This window comes from Tabrizicola flagellatus, assembly GCF_008271465.1.
GTDB classification, from domain to species: domain Bacteria; phylum Pseudomonadota; class Alphaproteobacteria; order Rhodobacterales; family Rhodobacteraceae; genus Tabrizicola; species Tabrizicola flagellata.
In genome coordinates this window covers 258,714-277,092 of record NZ_VMDU01000004.1, presented here as the reverse complement: position 1 = coordinate 277,092, position 18,379 = coordinate 258,714, and the positions used below count along the sequence as shown (strand labels likewise).

17 protein-coding genes are annotated in these 18,379 nt (G+C 70.6%); 11 read left to right on the top strand and 6 right to left on the bottom strand.

The window, feature by feature from the left end; translation table 11 throughout:
* The first annotated feature begins 77 nt into the window (after positions 1-77).
* From FL625_RS09005 to FL625_RS08980, 6 genes are all read left to right on the top strand, one after another.
* A complete protein-coding gene (locus tag FL625_RS09005; RefSeq protein ID WP_149588321.1) occupies positions 78-467 on the top strand; it encodes a hypothetical protein in 390 nt (129 codons plus the stop codon).
* Between the two features lie 61 nt (positions 468-528).
* The gene (locus tag FL625_RS09000; protein ID WP_149588320.1) at positions 529-996 is read left to right on the top strand and encodes a DUF2271 domain-containing protein; all 468 of its coding nucleotides are present in this window, start codon (positions 529-531) and stop codon (positions 994-996) included.
* A 13-nt stretch (positions 997-1,009) separates the two neighbouring features.
* Entirely contained in the window at positions 1,010-3,217 is a 2,208-nt protein-coding gene (locus FL625_RS08995; RefSeq protein ID WP_149588319.1) for a PepSY domain-containing protein, read from the top strand.
* Complete coding sequence (locus tag FL625_RS08990) at positions 3,198-4,178, top strand: FAD:protein FMN transferase (protein WP_149588318.1); 981 nt, start codon at positions 3,198-3,200, stop codon at positions 4,176-4,178. Before FL625_RS08995 ends, FL625_RS08990 begins: the two co-directional genes overlap by 20 nt.
* Positions 4,179-4,365: 187 nt before the next feature.
* Complete coding sequence (locus FL625_RS08985; RefSeq protein WP_149588317.1) at positions 4,366-5,364, top strand: ligase-associated DNA damage response exonuclease; 999 nt, start codon at positions 4,366-4,368, stop codon at positions 5,362-5,364.
* Entirely contained in the window at positions 5,361-6,947 is a 1,587-nt protein-coding gene (locus FL625_RS08980; RefSeq protein WP_149588316.1) for a cisplatin damage response ATP-dependent DNA ligase, read from the top strand. Before FL625_RS08985 ends, FL625_RS08980 begins: the two co-directional genes overlap by 4 nt.
* A gap of 66 nt (positions 6,948-7,013) precedes the next feature.
* Here FL625_RS08980 and xylB read toward each other — a convergent pair whose 3' ends face one another.
* The 5 genes from xylB to FL625_RS08955 all read right to left on the bottom strand — a co-directional run bounded on the left by xylB (position 7,014) and on the right by FL625_RS08955 (position 12,591).
* Positions 7,014-8,462 carry a xylulokinase gene (gene xylB / locus FL625_RS08975; RefSeq protein ID WP_149588315.1) on the bottom strand — a complete coding sequence of 483 codons (1,449 nt, stop codon included), beginning with the start codon at positions 8,460-8,462 and terminating at the stop codon, positions 7,014-7,016.
* Positions 8,462-9,430 carry a sugar-binding transcriptional regulator gene (locus FL625_RS08970; RefSeq protein ID WP_149588314.1) on the bottom strand — a complete coding sequence of 323 codons (969 nt, stop codon included), beginning with the start codon at positions 9,428-9,430 and terminating at the stop codon, positions 8,462-8,464. The genes xylB and FL625_RS08970 overlap by 1 nt, the downstream gene beginning before the upstream one ends.
* 7 nt (positions 9,431-9,437) lie before the next feature.
* Positions 9,438-10,265, bottom strand: a complete 828-nt coding sequence (locus FL625_RS08965) for a carbohydrate ABC transporter permease (RefSeq protein WP_149588313.1) — start codon at positions 10,263-10,265, stop codon at positions 9,438-9,440.
* A gap of 1 nt (position 10,266) precedes the next feature.
* Positions 10,267-11,145, bottom strand: a complete 879-nt coding sequence (locus FL625_RS08960) for a carbohydrate ABC transporter permease (RefSeq protein WP_149588312.1) — start codon at positions 11,143-11,145, stop codon at positions 10,267-10,269.
* Positions 11,146-11,250: 105 nt separating this feature from the next.
* Positions 11,251-12,591: an ABC transporter substrate-binding protein gene (locus tag FL625_RS08955; protein ID WP_149588311.1), complete on the bottom strand. Its 1,341-nt coding sequence runs from the start codon at positions 12,589-12,591 to the stop codon at positions 11,251-11,253.
* Positions 12,592-12,730: 139 nt separating this feature from the next.
* Between FL625_RS08955 and FL625_RS08950 the strand changes: the two genes are divergently transcribed.
* From FL625_RS08950 to FL625_RS08930, 5 genes are read left to right on the top strand one after another with little or no spacing between them, the layout of a single operon-like run.
* On the top strand, positions 12,731-13,792 hold the full coding sequence (locus FL625_RS08950) for an ABC transporter ATP-binding protein (RefSeq protein ID WP_149588310.1): 1,062 nt from the start codon (positions 12,731-12,733) through the stop codon (positions 13,790-13,792).
* Positions 13,789-15,129 (top strand): iron-containing alcohol dehydrogenase, encoded by a 1,341-nt coding sequence (locus FL625_RS08945; RefSeq protein WP_149588309.1) that lies wholly within the window; start codon positions 13,789-13,791, stop codon positions 15,127-15,129. Before FL625_RS08950 ends, FL625_RS08945 begins: the two co-directional genes overlap by 4 nt.
* Complete coding sequence (locus tag FL625_RS08940) at positions 15,126-15,686, top strand: SIS domain-containing protein (RefSeq protein ID WP_149588308.1); 561 nt, start codon at positions 15,126-15,128, stop codon at positions 15,684-15,686. Before FL625_RS08945 ends, FL625_RS08940 begins: the two co-directional genes overlap by 4 nt.
* Positions 15,687-15,689: 3 nt before the next feature.
* Positions 15,690-16,457: an SDR family NAD(P)-dependent oxidoreductase gene (locus FL625_RS08935; RefSeq protein WP_149588307.1), complete on the top strand. Its 768-nt coding sequence runs from the start codon at positions 15,690-15,692 to the stop codon at positions 16,455-16,457.
* On the top strand, positions 16,450-17,385 hold the full coding sequence (locus FL625_RS08930) for an HAD-IIA family hydrolase (RefSeq protein WP_354001248.1): 936 nt from the start codon (positions 16,450-16,452) through the stop codon (positions 17,383-17,385). Before FL625_RS08935 ends, FL625_RS08930 begins: the two co-directional genes overlap by 8 nt.
* Before the next feature lie 9 nt (positions 17,386-17,394).
* Here FL625_RS08930 and FL625_RS08925 read toward each other — a convergent pair whose 3' ends face one another.
* Complete coding sequence (locus FL625_RS08925; protein ID WP_149588349.1) at positions 17,395-18,273, bottom strand: PfkB family carbohydrate kinase; 879 nt, start codon at positions 18,271-18,273, stop codon at positions 17,395-17,397.
* Between the last annotated feature and the right edge of the window lie 106 nt (positions 18,274-18,379).

Genomic DNA, 18,379 nt, shown 5'->3' with positions numbered 1-18,379 from the left:
GCAGAAAATCTCCGCGCGTCAGGAACCGCTCAGGTCCGGGGCACAGATTGCTGCCATCAGATCAAGGAGACCATGCCATGACATCCCGACTTTCCCTTCTCTTCGCCTCGACCTCCCTGACCCTGGCGATGGGCCTGCCGGCCCTTGCCGCGGGGCCGACCCCGGTCAGGACGGATGGCCAGTGCGGCGGCGTCTGCGCCGCAGTGTTCACCTCGGACGACCTCCCCTTGCCGCTGATCCGGGTCAGCGGCGACGGCGAGGAGGAGGATGATGAAGACGGCGGATGGTTCCGTCGCGGGCATGACGACGATGATGACGAGGATGAGTGCGAGGACGACGACGACGATGAATATGACGCCTGCATGGGCGCCGGTGGTCGGGGCAACCCTGCGCCCGCGGGCACTGTCGCGCCGCCCGCGAACGGGCTGTTCGGCAGCGGCGCGCCGCCCGCCGCCGTGACCAAGTGAACCTCTCCCGCTTCCCGGCCCCCGCCCTGCGCGGGGCCGCCTCCTGTCGAAAGGATCTCCGATGAAATCGCTTCTCGCAACCCTCGCCCTGACCACGGCGCTGACCCTGCCGGGGCTGGCGATGGCCCGCCCGGTGACGCTGACCACCACGCTGAACAACTATGGCGGCGATGGCGCCTATCTGGCGCTTTACGTCACCGATCCCTCGGGCGCCTATGTCGGCAGCCTCTGGATGGCGGGCGGCAAGTCGAAATACTACGAACACCTGACCGACTGGTATGCCGCCACGGGCGGTGACCCGGCGCAGATCAACGGCATCACCGGCGCCAGCGTCGGCGCCGGCCGGACGCTGGAGATCACGCTGGACCTGGCCGACGCCCTGTTCGATGCCGGCTACACGCTGCACATCGACGCCGCGGTCGAGGACATGCGCGACAGCCCGAACGAGATCGCGGTTCCGTTGACGAGTGCCGGGGCGGGCTCGCCCGTTCAGGGCCGCCGCTACATCGCCAGCTTCGTCTACAAGTAAGGGGTCCGGTCCCATGATCCGCACGCTTCACCGCTGGCCGGGGCTGGTGGCCCTGGTTCTCGTGACCGTCCTCGCGCTCAGCGGTGTGGCGCTGTCGGTCTTTCCGGCGGCGGATCGGCTGTCGGCCCCGCAGGCCGTGGCGGGGCAGAACGTGGCCGATCTGGCCGCCCGCGTGGCCGCCACGCATCCGGGGCTGGAGGAGATCCGCCGCTCTCCCTCGGGCCGGATCACTGCCTGGTGGTTCGACGGCGGCACACCGGGTTCGGCCCTGATCGACCCGGCGACCGGGGCGGATGTCGGGTCGGCCGATCCGAACCCGGTGGAACGCTGGCTGACCAACCTGCACCGGTCGCTGTTCCTGGACGATGCCGGGCGGCTGGTCATGGCTGCGGCTGCGGCGGCGATGCTGGTCCTGGCGCTGTCCGGCGCGGCGCTGGTGGCGCGGCGCACGGGGGGCTGGCGGCGCTGGTTCGCGCGCCTGCGCGGGCCTCTGGCCGGACGGTTGCACACCGAGATCGCGCGGGTCGCGGTCGCGGGCCTTGCCCTGTCGGCGGCGACGGCGCTGTGGATGACCGCCTCCACCTTCGACCTTCTCCCCGACGCCTCGCTGCGCCCGGCCGATCCTGCGGCCGTCAGCGGGCAGACGGGGTTCCCTCTCGACCGGATGGCCGCGCTGCGGGACGTGCCGGTCAGCGCCCTGCGCAAGCTGAGCTTTCCCTATGCCGGCGATGCGCGGGACGTGTTCACCCTGTACACCGATACCGGCACCGGCCTGATCGACCAGGGCACGGGCGAGATGCTGTCCTGGGCCGATCCCACGCCCTGGCAGAGGGTGTCGGAAACGATCTACATGCTGCACACCGGGCAGGGCGCGGCGGCGCTGGGGCTGATCCTGGGCCTGGTCGCCCTGGCCGTGCCGGTGATGGGGGCCACCGGCGCCCTGGTCTGGCTCGCCGGGCGGCGGGGCCGGCCACGGCTGCGCGACAACGCCCCCGCCGGCCGCGCGCAGACGGTGATCCTGGTGGGCTCCGAAGGCGGCAGCACCTGGGGCTTTGCCGCGACGCTGGCCCGGGCGCTGCGGCAGGCGGGGCAATCGGTGCATCTCGCGGCGATGTCCGCCTTCGACCCCGTCCGCCATCCCCGGGCGGAACGCTTCCTGATCCTGGCCGCCACCTGGGGCGAAGGCGACGCGCCCGCCTCGGCCAAGGGGTTCCTCGACCGTCTGGCGCGCATGACCGAGGCACCGAAGGCCCCTCTGGCCGTTCTGGGCTTCGGCGACCGCAGCTTTCCGGCCTTCTGCGGCTTTGCGGCCGAAGTGGAGGCCGCCGCCCGCGCCAAGGGCTGGGAAACCCTCGTGCCCATGGACAGCGTGGACCGCCAGTCCCCGCAGGATTTCGCGCGCTGGGGCAGGGCGCTGGGGCAGGCCCTCGGCCTTGCGCTGGAACTTGACCATCAGCCCGTCCGTCCCGCCGCCGACAGCCTGACCCTGGTCTCGCGCCGCGATCATGGGGCCGAGGTGCAGGCCCCGACCGCGATCCTGCGCTTTGCCCTGCCGAAGGCGGGCCTCCGGGCGCGGCTGACCGGCCGTGGCTTCGCCCGGTTCCAGGCAGGGGACCTGCTGGGCATCCTGCCCGAAGGCTCCACCCTGCCGCGGTTCTATTCGCTGGCCTCGGGCAGCCGCGACGGCTTTGTCGAGATCGTGGTGCGCAAACACCCCGGCGGCCTCTGCTCCGGCCAGCTCCTGGCGCTGGAACCGGGCGACCGCGTGCAGGCCTTCCTGCGCCGCAACCCCGACTTCCATGCCGGACGGGGCCGGGCGCCGCTGATCCTGATCGGGGCAGGCACCGGGATCGGCCCGTTGGCGGGGTTCATCCGCGCCAATGCGCGCCGCCGCCCGGTGCATCTTTTCTTCGGAATGCGCCATGCGGACAGCGACTTCCTGTATCGCGACGACCTCGCCGGCTGGAAGGCCGACGGGCGCCTGACCGAACTGACGACCGCCGTCTCGCGCGGCGCGCGGCCGCATTATGTGCAGGATGCGCTGCGGGCCGAGGCGGCACAGGTGGCCGAGGCGGTCCGCCGGGGCGCAAGGGTGATGGTCTGCGGCGGACGCGAGATGGCGCAGGGTGTCAGTCGCGCTCTGGAAGACATCCTCGCGCCGGTGGGACTGACCCCCGCGATGCTCAAGGCCGGAGGGCGCTATGCCGAGGATGTCTACTGACCCCGTCCGACACGCGCTGAACGGCCCGACCATGGGCACGCGCTGGTCGGCGCTGTTCTTCGCCGCGCCGGGCCTCGACCCCGGCCCGGTGCAGACCGCCCTCCAGGCTGCCGTGGCTGCGGTCGATGCGCAGATGTCCACCTGGAACCCCGACAGCGACCTGATGCGCCTGAATGCAGCGCCCGTCGGGGACTGGCAGGATATCCCCGGTGATCTGGCGCGCGTCCTGGCGCTGGGCCTGGCGATCGGTCGCGCCTCGGGCGGGGCCTTCGACATCGGCATGGGCGATGCGGTCCGCGCCTGGGGCTTCGGCCCTGCTGCGGCCGATCCGCAGGCCATCCGCTCCGCGACGGAGACTGCGCGGCGCCCGGCCCATGAGCTGCTGGAGCTGGACGGCACCCGGGCACGCAAGACGGCGCCCCTGAGCCTAGACCTGAACGGCATCGCCAAGGGCTACGGCGTGGATCGACTGGCCGAGGTGCTGGGCGACCACGGCATCCGCGACGCGCTGGTCGGCATCGACGGCGAGATGCGCGCCATGGGCCTGCGCCCCGACGGCACGCCCTGGACGATTGCCGTCGAGGCGCCGGACCGCGACCGCCGCGCGCCTCATTCCATCCTGACGCTCGAGGATGCGGCCGTGGCCACGTCGGGCGACTATCGCCACTGGGTCACGGTCCGGGGTCGCGATCTGTCGCACACGATGGACCCGGCGCGCGGCGCGCCGCTTCTCGCCCCGCCCGCATCCGTCACCGTGATCGCCCCCACCTGCGCCGAAGCCGATGCCTGGGCGACGGCGCTGATGGTCCTGGGCGCGGATGCGGGCGCACGCCTTGCCCGGCAGAGGGGGCTCGACGCCCTGTTCCTCGTCCGCACGGGTACCGGCGACGTGCAGGGCCTCGGCGTGGGACGCATCTTTTCGGCCGGGTCCGCGACGGCCGGCCCGGACGTTCCGGGCTGACCCCATCAGATCAGGCGCAGTCAGACCGTCCCGGATCCATTGCCCCGCCTCTGCATCCCTGCGCAGACAGGCCATTGCCCCGGTGGCGAGATCGCGCCAGAGTCAAGCGCCCGACCGGGCCACGACCGCGTCGGGATCCAGGGCGCCCGTCGCGCGGTGCCGACACCCGATCCAGCCGGAGGCCCGGATGGCCCGACCGCCGCTCCTGATCCCGCGACCCGAGGGGCTTTACTGCCCCGCCGGCGACTTCTTCATCGACCCCACGCGCCCCGTGCCCCGCGCGCTTGTCACCCACGGCCATTCCGACCACGCCCGCGCCGGCCACGGCGCCGTCCTCGCCACGGCCGAGACGCTGGACATCATGGCCATCCGCTATGGCGACGACTTCACGCAAAGCCGACAGGTGGCCGGCGACCCCATCCGCATCGGCGAGGTGACGGTCAGCTTCCACCCGGCCGGCCATGTGCTCGGCTCGGCCCAGATCGCGGTCGAGGGGCAAGGCCAGCGAATCGTGGTCTCGGGCGACTATGCCCGCGTTCCCACCCCCACCTGCGCCCCGTTTCAGCCGGTGCCCTGCGACATCTTCGTCACCGAGGCGACCTTTGCGCTCCCGGTCTTCCGCCACCCGCCGCCCGAGGCGGAAATCGCCCGGCTCCTGTCCAGCGTGCAGGCCAACCCCGACCGCGCCCACCTGATCGGCGCCTATGCGCTGGGCAAGGCGCAGCGGGTGATCGCGGCGATCCGCCAGGCCGGCTGGGACGCGCCGATCTACATCCACGGCGCGCTGCAACGGCTCTGCGACTACCACATGGCGCGCGGCATAGACCTCGGCGACCTCCGCCCCGCCACCGCCGGGCGCAAGGCCGATTTCGCCGGCGCCATCGTCATCGCGCCGCCCTCGGCCTTCGCCGCCACCTGGGCGCAGCGTTTCCCCGATCCGGTCATCGCCTTCGCCTCGGGCTGGATGCAGGTCCGTGCCCGCGCCCGCCAGCGCGGCGTGGAACTGCCGCTGGTGATCTCCGACCATGTGGACTGGCCGAACCTCACCGCCACCATCGACGAGCTGAACCCGGCCGAGGTCTGGATCACCCACGGCCGCGAGGACGCGCTGATGCGCTGGTGCGACCTCACCCAACGCACCGCGAAACCCCTCCACCTCGTCGGCTACGAGGACGAGGCGGAATGAGCCTTACTGCCTTCGCAACCCTCCTCGAACGGCTCGCCTTCACCCCGCAGAGGCTCGGCAAGGAACGCCTGCTCGCCGCCGCCTTCGCGGGCCAGCCCGACCCCGAACGCGGGCTGATGCTGGCCGCGCTGACCGGCGATCTGAAGCTGCGCCAGGTCACGCCCAGCCTGCTGCGGGGCCTGACCGAGGCGCGGGTCGATCCCGTGCTCTTCGCCGCCAGCTATGATTTCGTCGGCGACCTGGCCGAGACCATCGCGCTCATCTGGCCCGAGGGCACACGGTCGGACCCGCCGTTGTCCGAAGTGGTCCACGAACTGTCCACCACGCCAAAGGCGCGCCTGCCGGCGCTGATCGCCGCGCGGCTCGACAGTCTCGGCCCCTCGGAACGCTATGCCTATCTGAAGCTCGCCACCGGCGCGCTCCGGGTCGGGGTCTCCGCCCGGCTCGCGCGCTCGGCCTTCGCCGGCTGGGCGGGCCTGCCGCTGACCGAAATCGAGGAGATCTGGCACGCCCTCTCGCCCCCCTACACCGAGCTTTTCGCCTGGGCCGCCGGCGCCTCCCGCCCCGAGGCCGCCGCCCGCGCGCCCTTCCGGCCGGTGATGCTCTCCACCCCCACCGACCTCGACCAACTCTCCGCGCTCGACCCCGCCGATTTCGCCGCCGAATGGAAATGGGACGGCATCCGCGTGCAGGCGGTGGTCGAAGCCGGCACCCGGCGGCTCTATTCCCGCACCGGAGAGGACATCGGCGCCGCCTTCCCCGATGTGCTGGCGCTGATGGACTTCGAGGGCGTGCTGGACGGCGAACTTCTGGTGCGCCGCGGCGACGGGATCGCGCCCTTCGGCGAGTTGCAACAGCGGCTGAACCGCAAGACGGTGACGCCGGCGATGCTGCGCTCGCATCCGGCGGGGCTCAGGCTTTACGACGTGCTGATCTGGCAGGGGCAGGACCTGCGCGACCGGCCCTACGATGCCCGCCGCGCGGTGCTGGCCGGGGCGGTGGCGGGCCTCGACCCGCGCATCGACCTCTCGCCGCAGCTGGAGTTCTCCAGCTGGGACGACCTGGCCGCGCTGCGCGCCGCGCCGCCCCTGGCGGTGATCGAGGGCGTGATGCTCAAACGCCGCGACAGCCCCTATCTGGCGGGCCGCGTGCGCGGGCCCTGGTTCAAGTGGAAGCGCGACCCTTTCCTCATCGACGCGGTGCTGATGTATGCCCAGCGCGGCCATGGCAAGCGGTCGGGCTATTACTCCGACTTCACCTTCGGCGTCTGGAACGGGGACGAGCTGGTCCCGGTCGGCAAGGCCTATTTCGGCTTCACCGACGAAGAGCTGAAAGAGCTCGACCGTTTCGTGCGCAACAACACGGTGGACCGCTTCGGCTCGGTCCGGGCGGTGGCGCGGACCCGTGTCGTCGAGGTCGCCTTCGAGGGGCTGAACCGCTCCACCCGCCACAAGTCCGGCGTGGCGATGCGCTTTCCGCGCATCAACCGCATCCGCCCCGACAAGCCCGCGTCCGAGGCGGATCACCTCGCCACGCTTCAGGCGATGCTCGACCGCGCGCCCGGAGAGGTTGACGAAGGGTAAACGCCCACGGCCAAGCCCTTGATTCCGAAAGGCCTGCTTCCCCTGCCCTGCGTGGACAGGGTGGGGTCAGAAGCCCGTCAGCCCGGCCATCCGCGCCCGGCGCGGGGCAAGCGCGGCGGCGAGTGCGGGGTCGGGCGCGACCTCGCGGCGGGCGGGAACAGGGTCCGACAGGATCCCGACCGGCGCCCCGGCCGCGACGGCGGCCAGCCGCGCCGCCCCGCGCGGGCCGGCCATGTCGGCGCCCTCGATCAGGGCCAGCGGACGGCCCAGAACGCTCGCCATCAGGCGCAGCCAGAGGGCACTGCGGGTGCCGCCGCCGACCACGGTGAACCGCTCGGGCCGCACCCCCACCTCCTCCTGCGCGGCGATGCAGTCGGCGAACTGGAAGGCCACCCCCTCCATCGTCGCATAGGCCAGCATCGCCGGCGTGACGCCCGGATGCAGCCCCGCCATGCGCCCCGTCAGGTCGGGGCGGTTCAGCGGCGTGCGGATGCCGGTCAGGCAGGGCAGGAACACCGGCGCGGCCTCGATGCCACGGGCGGCGAACTCCGTGGCCTCGGCGTCCAGATCGGGCACGGCGCGCCCGGTGATCTGGCCCACCCAGTCCAGGCTCGCCGTCGCCGACATCACCACGCCCATCGACAGGAAGACCCCCGGCACGACATGGGCCGAGGTCAGGATCGCGCGCTCCGGTCCGGGGTGAAAGGCCGCATCGACCACGCAGGCCACGCCCGAGGTGCCGACGGTCAGCACCGCATCCCCCGGCCGCGCCCCGCCCGCGCCGAGCGTGGAGCCCATGTTGTCCCCCGCGCCTGCCGCCACCGAGACCGGCCCCGCCATCCCCCAGCGGGCGCAAAGATCGGGCTTCAGCCGCCCCGCCTCGGCCCAGCTGTCCACCACCGGGGGCAGATGCGCCGGATCCCAGCCGGCGGCCGCGCAAAGCCCGGGGTCCCACCGGCCCGACGCAACGTCCAGAAGCTGCGTCCCGCCCGCATCCGAAGGTTCGGTCGCGACCTCGCCGGTCAGGGCAAGCCGGACGTAATCCTTGGTCAGCATCAGCATCCGCGCGCGGTCCATCAGCGCGGGCTCATGCTTCCTCAGCCACATCAGCTTCGGCGCTGTGATGCCAGGGTCGGGCGTGCCGTTGGTGCGCCGGCCGATGTCGGGGACGGCGGCCAAGAGCTCGGCACATTCCGCGATCGCGCGCTGGTCATTCCACAGCATCGCCGGGCGCAGGGGGCGAAGCTCCGCGTCCAGGATCAGCGCCGCCAGCATCTGCCCCGACAGCCCGATCCCCTTGACCGCCGCCATCTCGCGCGGGGCCTCGGCCGCCAGCCGGTCGAGGCAGGTGAACACCGTCGAGACCCAGAGATCGGCGTCCTGTTCGCTGTAGCCCACCTGCGGGCGGCTCACCGCCACCGGTTCCGCCGCCACCGCGATGACGCGGGCGAGGTCCTCGATCAGCACCGCCTTGATGCCGGAGGTGCCGAGGTCGATGCCGACATGCAGCGCCATCAGCCGCGCTCCAGCAGGGCGCGGGCCGTCGCCTCGTCGGTGACAAGGGTGTTGACTACGCCGCGTTTCAGGATCGCCCGGACGATCGGCACCTTGTGCGGTCCTCCGGCGGCAAGGATGACGTTGGGGATCGGCCCGAGATCCTCGAGCCCGATGCCGATGACGCGCTCGTTGATCGGATGGTCGATGGGCTGCCCTTCGGCATCAAGCACCACGCCCAGCACGTCGCCCACGGCGCCCAGGGCGCGCAGGTCCTCCATCGTAACGTCGCCGGGCAATCCGTCGCGCATCAGCAGCGAGGCCTTCGAGATGTCGCCCGCCGCCATGGCCAGTGCATCGACGCTCCGCAGCTTTTCCAGCACCTCGCGGAACACGTCGAGTTGCATGATCGTGTCGCGGCTTTCGCGGCTGCCGGCGTAAAGCGGCGCGGTGAAATAGCTGTGCTGGGCGCCCAGGAGGTCGGCAAGCCGCGTGGTAATCTCGAAACTGTTCAGGTCCGATCCGCGCGTGAGGCCGCCCATGACAGAGATCACCTCCAGGTCGGGTCGGTCCATCGCCGCGACGAAGCGGGTGGCGATGTTCAGCGTTCCGCCCCAGGACATGCCGAAAAGTCGCACGCCCGGGTCGGCCAGCACCTCGGACAGAAGGTTCCCCAGCGCCGCGCCGGTGATCATCTGCACGTCGCGCGGGTCCATCGGCGCCGGGGCGACATAGGCCTGACGCAGCCCGAACCGGGCCCGCAGCGCGGCCTCAAGCTCGGCGCAGGCGGCGAAGGCGGTGTTGAAGGTGATGCGCACCAGGCCCCGGGCGGTGGCCTCGGAGAGCGCCTTGTTGACCCGCAGCCGCGTCGCGCCCAGCTTTTCGGCCACCTTCTCCTGCGTCAGCCCCTCGACATGGTAGGCCCAGGCGACCTGCGCCAGGAACCGCTCTTCGGTGTCGATCTGCGGAAGCTTCGGTGCGCGCGCCATGGATGCCCTATTTCACGGCCCCCATCGTCAGGCCCCGGACAAGGTGTTTCGACGCCAGCAGCGCAAAGATCAAGACGGGGACGACGATCAGCGTCGAGGTCGCCATGATCTTTCCATAGGGCACGTCGTAGCCCTCCATGAAGGTCACGGCCATGGCAGGGGCGGTCTTGGCGGCCTTGGGTGCCAGGATGTAGGCGAACAGGAGCTCGTTCCACGAGAAGATGAACGACAGGATCGAGCTGACCGCGACGCCGGGCATGGCGAGCGGCAGGCAGATCGACCGGAAGATGCGCCACTGGCTTGCGCCTTCCAGCATGGCGGCCTCGTCCAGCTCGCGCGGGATCGACCGGAACTGGTCAGTGCAGATCCAGATGACGATGGGCAGGGTGAAGGTCAGATACATCAGGATCAGCGCGATCTGCGTGTCGCGCAGGCCCGTCTGGCGGGCGATGAGGAAGACCGGGAAGGCGAGGACCACGGGGCTGACGAAGCGGTTGGTGATGAACCAGAACCACAGATCGCGCTTGCCGGGGAACTCGAACCGGGCAAGGGCATAGGCCGCCGGCGTGCCAAGCCCCACGGCAAGCGCCGTGGTGCAGACCGCGACGATGATCGAGTTGATCAGCGCCGGGCCGACCTTGTCCACGAACAGGACCTCCCAGTAATTCGCCAGCGTGGGGGTGAACCACCAGACCGGCGGCGATTCCAGGGCGACCACCTGCGTCTTCAGGCTGGTCGTCACCATCCAGTAGAACGGGAAGACGCAGAACAGCCCGATCAGCAGCAGGAGCGCGCCCTCGGCCCAGAGACTGCGGCGGCGGATGGGGGCGGCCATCTCAGCGAACCTCGCGATAGAAGAAGCGGATGTAGAGCCGCGCCAGAACGATGGTGATCGCCAGCATGATGATCGACTGCGCCGCGGCCATGCCGATCTCGAACTGCCGGTTGCCCACGCGCTCGATCAGCACGGCGATGAACTCGGTGGCGGACCCCGGACCGCCGCGCGTCATGGTGAAGGGCATGTCGAACAGCTTCAGCGTATCGGCGGTCCGCAGGATGAGGACGGCGACAAGGCTCGGCACCAGGAAGGGCAGCTGGACATGGCGCAGCACCGTCCAGTTGGATTTCGTCTCCAGCTTCGCCGCTTCCTCGATCTCGGGCGGGACGGTGGACAGGCCTGCAAGCAGGACCAGCGCCACGAAGGGGGTCCATTGCCAGATGTCCCACAGCACGACCGCGATGAATGCATTTGTTGGATCGCCGATAAAATTGATCGCCTCGATGCCGATCCAGCCCAGCATCTGGTTGATTACCCCGTATTTCTGGTTCAGCATCACCTGTGCGAGAAGGCCCACGACGGCATAGGTCGTGGCCATCGGCAGGACCAGCGACAGACGCGTCAGCGTCTTCCAGAAGGTCAGCCCCGGGCGGTGCAGCACCAGGGCGATCACCAGGCCAAGCCCGATCTGGATCGGCACGGCGATCGCGAAGAGAAGTGCCGTGCGCCCCATCGCCTGCCAGAAGACCGGGTCGGTCAGGACGGCGGCATAATTGTCGAGGCCCACGAACCTTTGCTGCGCGAGCTTCGTCAGGTTGAAGTAGTGCAGGCTCTTCCAGACCGCATAGAGCAGCGGCGCGATGCCGACCAGGGCCAGCGCCGCGACGGCGGGGCCAAGGAAGGCGGCGACGGTGCGCCGGGGCACGCGGAAGGTCATCGGGGTCCTCGTTCGGTCCTGCAGGTGGTCAGACCCCCGCCGATGCGGGCGGGGGCCTTGGGTGCCCTAGCGGGCACGTCTCCCGGGAGGAGATCACAGGGCGGCTTACTGCGCCAAGGGCTTCTTGCCGTCGTAGTAGCCGGCCTCGGCGAGGACCGCTTCCATCTTCTCGCCGATCATCTTCGAGCCCTCCTCGATCGAGACCTCGCCCAGCATCATCTTGGTGCCCCATTCCTGCACGATCTCGGTGATCGCGGGCCATTCGGCAAAGCGTGGACGGAACTCGGGCACGCCTTCCTGCCAGCTTTCGACCAGGGCCGGGATGAACTTGAACTTCTCGGCCAGCGCCGGATCGGCATAGGCCGACTTGCGCGCGGGCACGCCGCCCAGCTCCAGGTATTGCCCGGCCTTGGCCTTCGAGGTCACCCACTGGATGAAGAGCCAGCCCGCGGCCTGTTCGGCCTCGTCCGCCTGGGACGCCACCGCCAGAGAGAAGCCGCCCAACGCCGGTTTCCGCCCCGCCGGCCCCTTGGGTTCTGGTGCAATTTCAACGCAGTCCGCGACCTTCGAGGTCTCGGGGCTGACCACGGTGGAATAGAAGGCCGACCATTCGGTGATCATCGCCACATCGCCCTGGGCGAAGGCATTCACGGTTTCGGCATGGTCATAGGCGACGATGCCTTCTGGCATGAACTTCATCAGATCCTGGCGGAACTTCAGGCCCGCCTGGCTTTCGGGCGACATCAGGTTCGACCTGAACTCGGCGTTCAGGAAGGACCCGCCGAAGGGCCAGAGGAAGCGGGCGAAACTGTCGGCCGACTGGGTCTCGTTGCGCTTGGATTGCAGCGCATAGGCATACTTGCCGTCCTTGGTCAGCGCCGGGCCGTAGGTGTCCATCATCTCCTGCCAGGTCGCCGGCGGCTTGTCGAAACCGGCGTCGGCAAGCATGCAGCGGTTCCAGAACAGGAGGCCCGAGTAGTTGTCGAACGGCAGCCCGTAGTTCACGCCGTTCCACGACCCGAAGGCGTCCAGCACCAGCGGGAAGAAGTCGGCCATGTCCAGCTCGGGGTCGGCGAGCTCGGGGTTGTTGATGAAGGTCTCGGAGGGGACCAGCCAGCCGTTCTCGGCGAAGTTGCCGATCCAGACGAGGTCGATCAGCGCGATGTCGAGGTCGCCCCCGGCCACGAAGTCGCGCACCTGTTCGCCCAGTGCGTTCTCGTAGGGCACGGTGGTGATGTTGACCTTGATGCCGGTCGCCGCCTCGAATTCCGGCAGCATCTTGATCGCGGCGTTGTAGCCCGGACGGTCCAGGAACAGGACCTCCAGCTCGGTCCCGGCATAGGGCTTGGCGGCCTCCTCCAGCGACCAGGCCTGCGCCGCGCCGGCCAGCCCGGAAAGTGCGGCAGCGGCCAGCGCAAGAGCGCTGACATGCGACTTCAGTTTCATGGTTTCCTCCCTCAGGGTGCAGCGTTGCAGAGTTGACTTCCATTTGTAACGCTGCACATATAAATGTATCGAATCCGGAGCGAGTCAACCGGAAAATTGCGGTCAGCGCCGGTGGATCGGCGCAGGGGAAGGGGGCGCCATGGCTGAGGTCAGGCTGTCGGGCGTGAACAAGTTCTACGGCGGCGCGCAGGCGCTGCACGATGTGTCGCTGACCATCGCGGATGGCGAATTCGCGGTCTTCGTCGGGCCTTCGGGCTGCGGCAAGTCCACGCTCCTGCGCTCGATCGCGGGGCTGGAGGAAATCAGCGCGGGCACCATTCACATCGGCGACCGCGACGTGACCCGCGCCGCGCCGTCGGATCGCGACGTGGCCATGGTGTTCCAGTCCTATGCGCTCTATCCGCACATGACGGTGCGCGAGAACATGGATTTCGGGATGAAGGTCAACAACTTCCCCGAAGCGGACCGCAAGCGCCGCATTGCCGAGGCCGCGCGCATCCTGCAACTGGAACCCTATCTCGACCGCAAGCCCGGCCAGTTGTCGGGCGGCCAGCGCCAGCGCGTCGCCATCGGGCGCGCCATCGTGAAGGAGCCGAAGGTCTTCCTCTTCGACGAGCCCCTGTCGAACCTCGACGCGAAGCTGCGCGTCCAGATGCGGGTGGAACTCGAGGCGCTGCACAGCGACCTCAAGGCCACGATGATCTATGTCACCCACGACCAGGTCGAGGCGATGACCATGGCCGACAAGATCGTGGTACTGAACGCCGGCCGCATCGAACAGGTCGGCGCGCCGATGGAGCTTTACAATCGCCCCGCGTCGGAATTCGTCGCCGGGTTCATCGGGGCGCCGTCGATGAACTTCCTGTCCGTCGATCTGCGCGACGGGCAGGCGCTTGTGGACGGCAAGCCTCTTGGCGCGGCGCCTTCGGGGACGGTCAAGCTGGGGATCCGGCCCGAACATCTGGTCCTGCGCCCGGCGGGGCAGGGGCAGTTGCCCGCGACCGTATCCCTGACCGAGACGCTGGGCGGCGATGCCTACCTTTATGTCCGGCTTCCGGGCGGGCAGACGCTGGTCGTCCGGGCCGAGGGCGACACGACGCTGGACCATGGCGCCGAGATCGGCCTCGACCTGCCGCCGCATCGCCTCCACCATTTCGCCGCCGACGGGCGGACGCTGGCCTCGGGCGGGGTGGCGGCATGAGCGGGGACCTGATCCGGGACGCGGTGGCGCGCTCGGCCAATGTGGCCGAGGTGGTGATCGGACGCGGCGTGCTGGCCGAGGCGGGCAGGCTTTACGCCCGGCATTTCTCGGGCCCCGTGGTGCTGATGGCCGACGACCGCGGCTGGGGCGCGGCAGGGGAGGCCGTGGAGGCGGCCTTAGCGGCAGCGGGCATCCCGACGCGCCGCCATGTCATCCCGGCCACCCCGCGCCCCAAGCCCACGGTGGACCTGGCCGATTCGCTCCGCGCCGTCCTGCGGCCCGGCGAGACGCCCGTCGCCATCGGCTCGGGCGTGATGAACGACGTGGTGAAACACGCGGCCTTCACCGCCGGCATCCCCTACATGTGCGTGGCCACGGCGGCCAGCATGGACGGCTATACCTCGGCCGGCGCCCCGCTGTCGGAGAAGGGGTTCAAGAAGACCATCCCCTGCCGTCCGGCGAAGGTCTTGCTCGCCGACCTCGACGTGATCGCCGCCGCCCCGCCCGAGATGACGGGCTGGGGCTATGGCGACCTCGCGGGCAAGGTTCCGGCGGGGGGCGACTGGATCATCGCCGACGCGCTGGGGATCGAGCCCATCGACGATGTCGCCTGGCCCATGGTGCAGGGCGGTCTCGAAGGCTGGCTGTCGCAGCCCGACCGGATCGCCGCCGGCGACCGCGCGGCGGTGGAGGGGCTCTTCCTCGGCCTGACGCTGGTCGGCCTGGCGATGGAGGCGCACGGCTCCTCGCGCCCGGCCTCCGGGGCCGACCACCAGATCGCGCATCTGTGGGAAATGGACGACCTGCACCACAACGGCGAACGGGTCAGCCACGGCGCCTGCGTCGCGGTCGGCGCGATGGCGGCCTTGCGCATGTTCGACTGGCTGCTGACGCGCGACCTTGCCGCGCTCGACCCCGCCCGCCGGGCGGCCGAAGCCCCCGACCTTGCCGCCAAGGAAGCCGAGATCCGCGCCCGCTTCGGCCCCGGCGAGATCGCCGAACGCGCCATCGCCGAGACCCGCGCCAAGCATGTCGAGGGGGCCGCGTTGCAGGCCCGGCTGACCCGCCTTGCCGCCGTCTGGCCCGACCTTCAGGCCCGGCTGCGTGCCCGGCTCTGGCCCGCCGCCCGCATGGCCGACCATCTGGCCCGCGCTGGCGCCCCGGCCGAGGCGGCGGACATCGGCGTCGATCCGGCCTATCTGCACCGCACGATCCTGAAGGCCCGCTTTCTGCGCAGCCGCTATACCGTGCTCGACCTGCTGGACGAGGTCGGGCTTCTGGATCAGGCTGCCCTGGCGGCCCTGCCGCAGACCCAGCAATCGAAGGTGGGCACATGACGCTTTCCGATCTTGCCACCCGCGCCGCGGGGGAAATCCGCGATGCCGTGGCCGCAATCGACCCCGCCGCGTTGCAGGGGATGGTCGAGGACCTGGCCCAGGCCCGCCGCGTCGTCTGCTATGGCGTGGGGCGCGAGGGGCTGATGATGCGGGCGCTTGCCATGCGGCTTTATCACATGGGGCTCGACGCGCATGTGGTGGGCGACATGTCCTGCCCGCCGGTCGGCCCCGGCGACCTGCTGGTGGTCAGCGCCGGGCCGGGCGGCTTTTCCACGGTGGACGGCCTGATCGGCGTCGCGCGCAAGGCGGGTGCGCGGGTGGCCTGCGTCACCGCGCAAGCCCAAGGCAGCGCGCCGCAGGCGGCCGACCGCGTGTTCCTGATCCCGGCGCAGACCATGGCGAACGACCAGGGCGCGGCGGCGACCTCGGTCCTGCCGATGGGCTCGCTCTTCGAAGGCGCGCAGTATCTGGCCTTCGAGCTTCTGATCCTTGCGCTGCGCGACCACCTCGGCGTCACGCCCGAGGCGATGCGCGCGCGTCATACCAATCTGGAGTGACCGATGGGCTGGCAGGACCGCTTTTCGCTGACGGGGCGCAAGGCGCTGATCACCGGGGCCTCCAAGGGCATCGGGGCCGAGATCGCGCGGGTCTTTGCCGAGGCCGGCGCCGACATCGTGGCGCTGGGCCGCGATGCAGCCGACCTTGCCGCCACCGCCGAGGCCGTCCGCGCCCATGGCCGGCGCTGCCTGACCCTGACGGCCGAGATGGAAAGCCCGACCGAACCCGTCGAAGCCTGCCAGCGGGCGCTGAAGGAATGGGGCACCATCGACATCCTGGTCAACTCCGCCGGGATCGCCCATGTCGCCCCGGCGGTGGACTTCACGACCGAGGCCTGGGACCGGATGATGGCCGTCAACCTCCGCGCGCCCTTCCTGACGGCGCGGACGCTGGCGCCGGCGATGATCGCGCAGAGGTGGGGGAAGGTCATCAACATCTCGTCCCAGACCGGGGTGATCGCGCTGGACGATCACGCGGCCTATGCCGCCTCGAAAGGCGGGCTGAACGCGCTCACGAAGTCGCTCTGCGCCGAATGGGCGCGGTTCAACGTGCAGGTCAACGCGATCTGCCCGACCGTGGTGATGACGCCCATGGGGATCGAGGTCTGGGGCAGGCCGGAAAAGGGCGACCCCTTCCGCAACGCCACCCCCGCCCGCCGCTTTGCCGAGCCGGTGGAGGTGGCGGACGCGGCCCTTTACCTCGCCTCGGATGCGTCAAGCATGGTCAACGGCGCGCTTCTGATGGTGGAAGGCGGGTTCACCAGTGTCTGAGGTTTCCCTCGACGCCGGGCCGGGGGACATGCTCTCCGACGCGGCCTCTGCCTTCACGCGGTACGAGGCGATCCGCCCCCGCCTGCCCGCCGCCCGCTATCCCGCCCGGTCGCTGCACCTGCCCTCGCTGGAAGAGGTGGCCGACCATGTGGACGGCTTCCTGCTCGATGCCTTCGGCGTCCTCAACGTGGGCGATACCGCGATCCCCGGCGCAGTGGCGCGGATGGCCAGCCTTCGGGCGCGGGGCAAACGGCTGGCGGTGCTGACCAATGCCGCCAGCTACACGCGCGAGCAACTCTTGGCCAAGTATCACCGCCTGGGCTTCGACTTCACCGCCGATGAGGTCGTGGCCTCGCGCGATGTCGCCGTGGCGCGGCTTCAGGCAATCGCCCCCGGCGCCACCTGGGCCGCCATCGCGGCCGAGGGCGACACGTTCGCCGACATCCCCGCGCGGCTGATTGATGCGCTGGCCGATCCCGCCGCCTTCGACCGGGCCGATGCGGTCGTGTTCCTGTCGACCGCCCGCTGGACGCCCGCGCTGCAACGCCGCCTGACCCGGGCGCTCGACCGCCGCCCGCGCCCGCTGGTCATCGCCAACCCCGACCTCGTCGCCCCGCGCGAGGGCGGGCTGACGCTGGAGCCGGGGCTCTTCGGCCACGAGCTTCTGGACGCCCTGCCGGGTCTCGAGGTGCACTGGTTCGGCAAACCCTTCCCCGAGGCCTTTGCCGAAGGCATCAGCCGCACCGGCCTTGCGCCCGACCGGCTGGCGATGGTGGGCGACACGCTGCACACCGATGTGCTGGGCGGCGCGGCGGCCGGCTGCCGCAGCGTGCTCGTCACCGATCACGGCCTTTTCGCCGGCCGCGACACCGCGCCCTTCATCGCCGCCGCGGGGATCGTGCCGGATTTCATCGTGCCCAGCCCCTGAGCCCCTCGCTCAGCCCGGCGCCTGCCCGCTGACATGCCGCGCGGCGGCCAGCGAGGCCGCGCCTGCCGCCGCGTGCAGGTCCAGCCCCCGCACCAGCCCGGCGGCAAGCGTGCCGATGAAGGCGTCGCCGGCCCCGTGGCTGGAGACAGCCCGCACCTTCTCGGCCGGCAGCGCGAACCCCGCACCCCCCTCGGCCGCCGCCAGGCCCAGACTGCCCGCGGTGACGATCACCGCCGGAAACCGCTGCGCCAGCCGCTCGGCTGCCGCGCGCGCGTCCTCCAGCGACCGGACGGCGCCCGCGCCCATCATCTCGGCCTCGACGGCGTTCACCACCAGCAGATCGACCAGCCCCGCCAGGTCCGCCGACAGTTCCCGCGCCGGGGCGGCGTTCAGCAGGCAGCGCACCCCCCGCGCCCGCGCCTCGCGCGCTGCCGCAAGGTTCAGCGCCTCGGGAACCTCGTTCTGCAGGATCAGAAGGCCCACGTCCCGCCAAAGGTCGGGCGTGGCCAGCGCCGCCGGATCGGCCCTCAGGTTCGCGCCCGAGACGATGGTCGCTGCATAATCGCCCTGCGCATCCACGATCGCCACGCTCATCCCCGATCCCACGCCGGGCAGGGTCTGCACGAAACGGTCCTCCACCCCGCCCGCCCGCAACCCCTGCCGCAGGAAGGCGCCGAAGCCGTCATCCCCCACCGCGCCGAACATCCGGCAGGGGGCACCGGCGCGGGCCACCGCCACCGCCTGATTGCCGCCCTTGCCGCCGAACTTGGGATACCAGCGCCGCCCGACCGCCGTCTCGTCGCGGCGGGGCAGGTGGTCGGCCTCGACCATGATGTCATGGTGCAGGCTGCCGACGACCAGGACGGTCGGCAAGGTCGCGGGGGGCATGGTCACGGGTGGGCTCCTTCGGGCTTTGGCCGCAGGTTACGGCCCGCGCCGCGCCGCGCAACTGTTGCCTGGCCTGCGCCCCGGTGTAGCATGCCGCCACCCGCCC

What these genes read in the sequence shown, in the direction of transcription:
- FL625_RS09005 (WP_149588321.1), top strand. Translation starts at nt 78, where the DNA reads ATGACATCCCGACTTTCCCTTCTCTTCGCCTCGACCTCCCTGACCCTG.
- FL625_RS09000 (WP_149588320.1), top strand. Translation starts at nt 529, where the DNA reads ATGAAATCGCTTCTCGCAACCCTCGCCCTGACCACGGCGCTGACCCTG.
- FL625_RS08995 (WP_149588319.1), top strand. Translation starts at nt 1,010, where the DNA reads ATGATCCGCACGCTTCACCGCTGGCCGGGGCTGGTGGCCCTGGTTCTC.
- FL625_RS08990 (WP_149588318.1), top strand. Translation starts at nt 3,198, where the DNA reads ATGCCGAGGATGTCTACTGACCCCGTCCGACACGCGCTGAACGGCCCG.
- FL625_RS08985 (WP_149588317.1), top strand. Translation starts at nt 4,366, where the DNA reads ATGGCCCGACCGCCGCTCCTGATCCCGCGACCCGAGGGGCTTTACTGC.
- FL625_RS08980 (WP_149588316.1), top strand. Translation starts at nt 5,361, where the DNA reads ATGAGCCTTACTGCCTTCGCAACCCTCCTCGAACGGCTCGCCTTCACC.
- xylB (WP_149588315.1), bottom strand. Translation starts at nt 8,462, where the DNA reads ATGGCGCTGCATGTCGGCATCGACCTCGGCACCTCCGGCATCAAGGCG.
- FL625_RS08970 (WP_149588314.1), bottom strand. Translation starts at nt 9,430, where the DNA reads ATGGCGCGCGCACCGAAGCTTCCGCAGATCGACACCGAAGAGCGGTTC.
- FL625_RS08965 (WP_149588313.1), bottom strand. Translation starts at nt 10,265, where the DNA reads ATGGCCGCCCCCATCCGCCGCCGCAGTCTCTGGGCCGAGGGCGCGCTC.
- FL625_RS08960 (WP_149588312.1), bottom strand. Translation starts at nt 11,145, where the DNA reads ATGACCTTCCGCGTGCCCCGGCGCACCGTCGCCGCCTTCCTTGGCCCC.
- FL625_RS08955 (WP_149588311.1), bottom strand. Translation starts at nt 12,591, where the DNA reads ATGAAACTGAAGTCGCATGTCAGCGCTCTTGCGCTGGCCGCTGCCGCA.
- FL625_RS08950 (WP_149588310.1), top strand. Translation starts at nt 12,731, where the DNA reads ATGGCTGAGGTCAGGCTGTCGGGCGTGAACAAGTTCTACGGCGGCGCG.
- FL625_RS08945 (WP_149588309.1), top strand. Translation starts at nt 13,789, where the DNA reads ATGAGCGGGGACCTGATCCGGGACGCGGTGGCGCGCTCGGCCAATGTG.
- FL625_RS08940 (WP_149588308.1), top strand. Translation starts at nt 15,126, where the DNA reads ATGACGCTTTCCGATCTTGCCACCCGCGCCGCGGGGGAAATCCGCGAT.
- FL625_RS08935 (WP_149588307.1), top strand. Translation starts at nt 15,690, where the DNA reads ATGGGCTGGCAGGACCGCTTTTCGCTGACGGGGCGCAAGGCGCTGATC.
- FL625_RS08925 (WP_149588349.1), bottom strand. Translation starts at nt 18,273, where the DNA reads ATGCCCCCCGCGACCTTGCCGACCGTCCTGGTCGTCGGCAGCCTGCAC.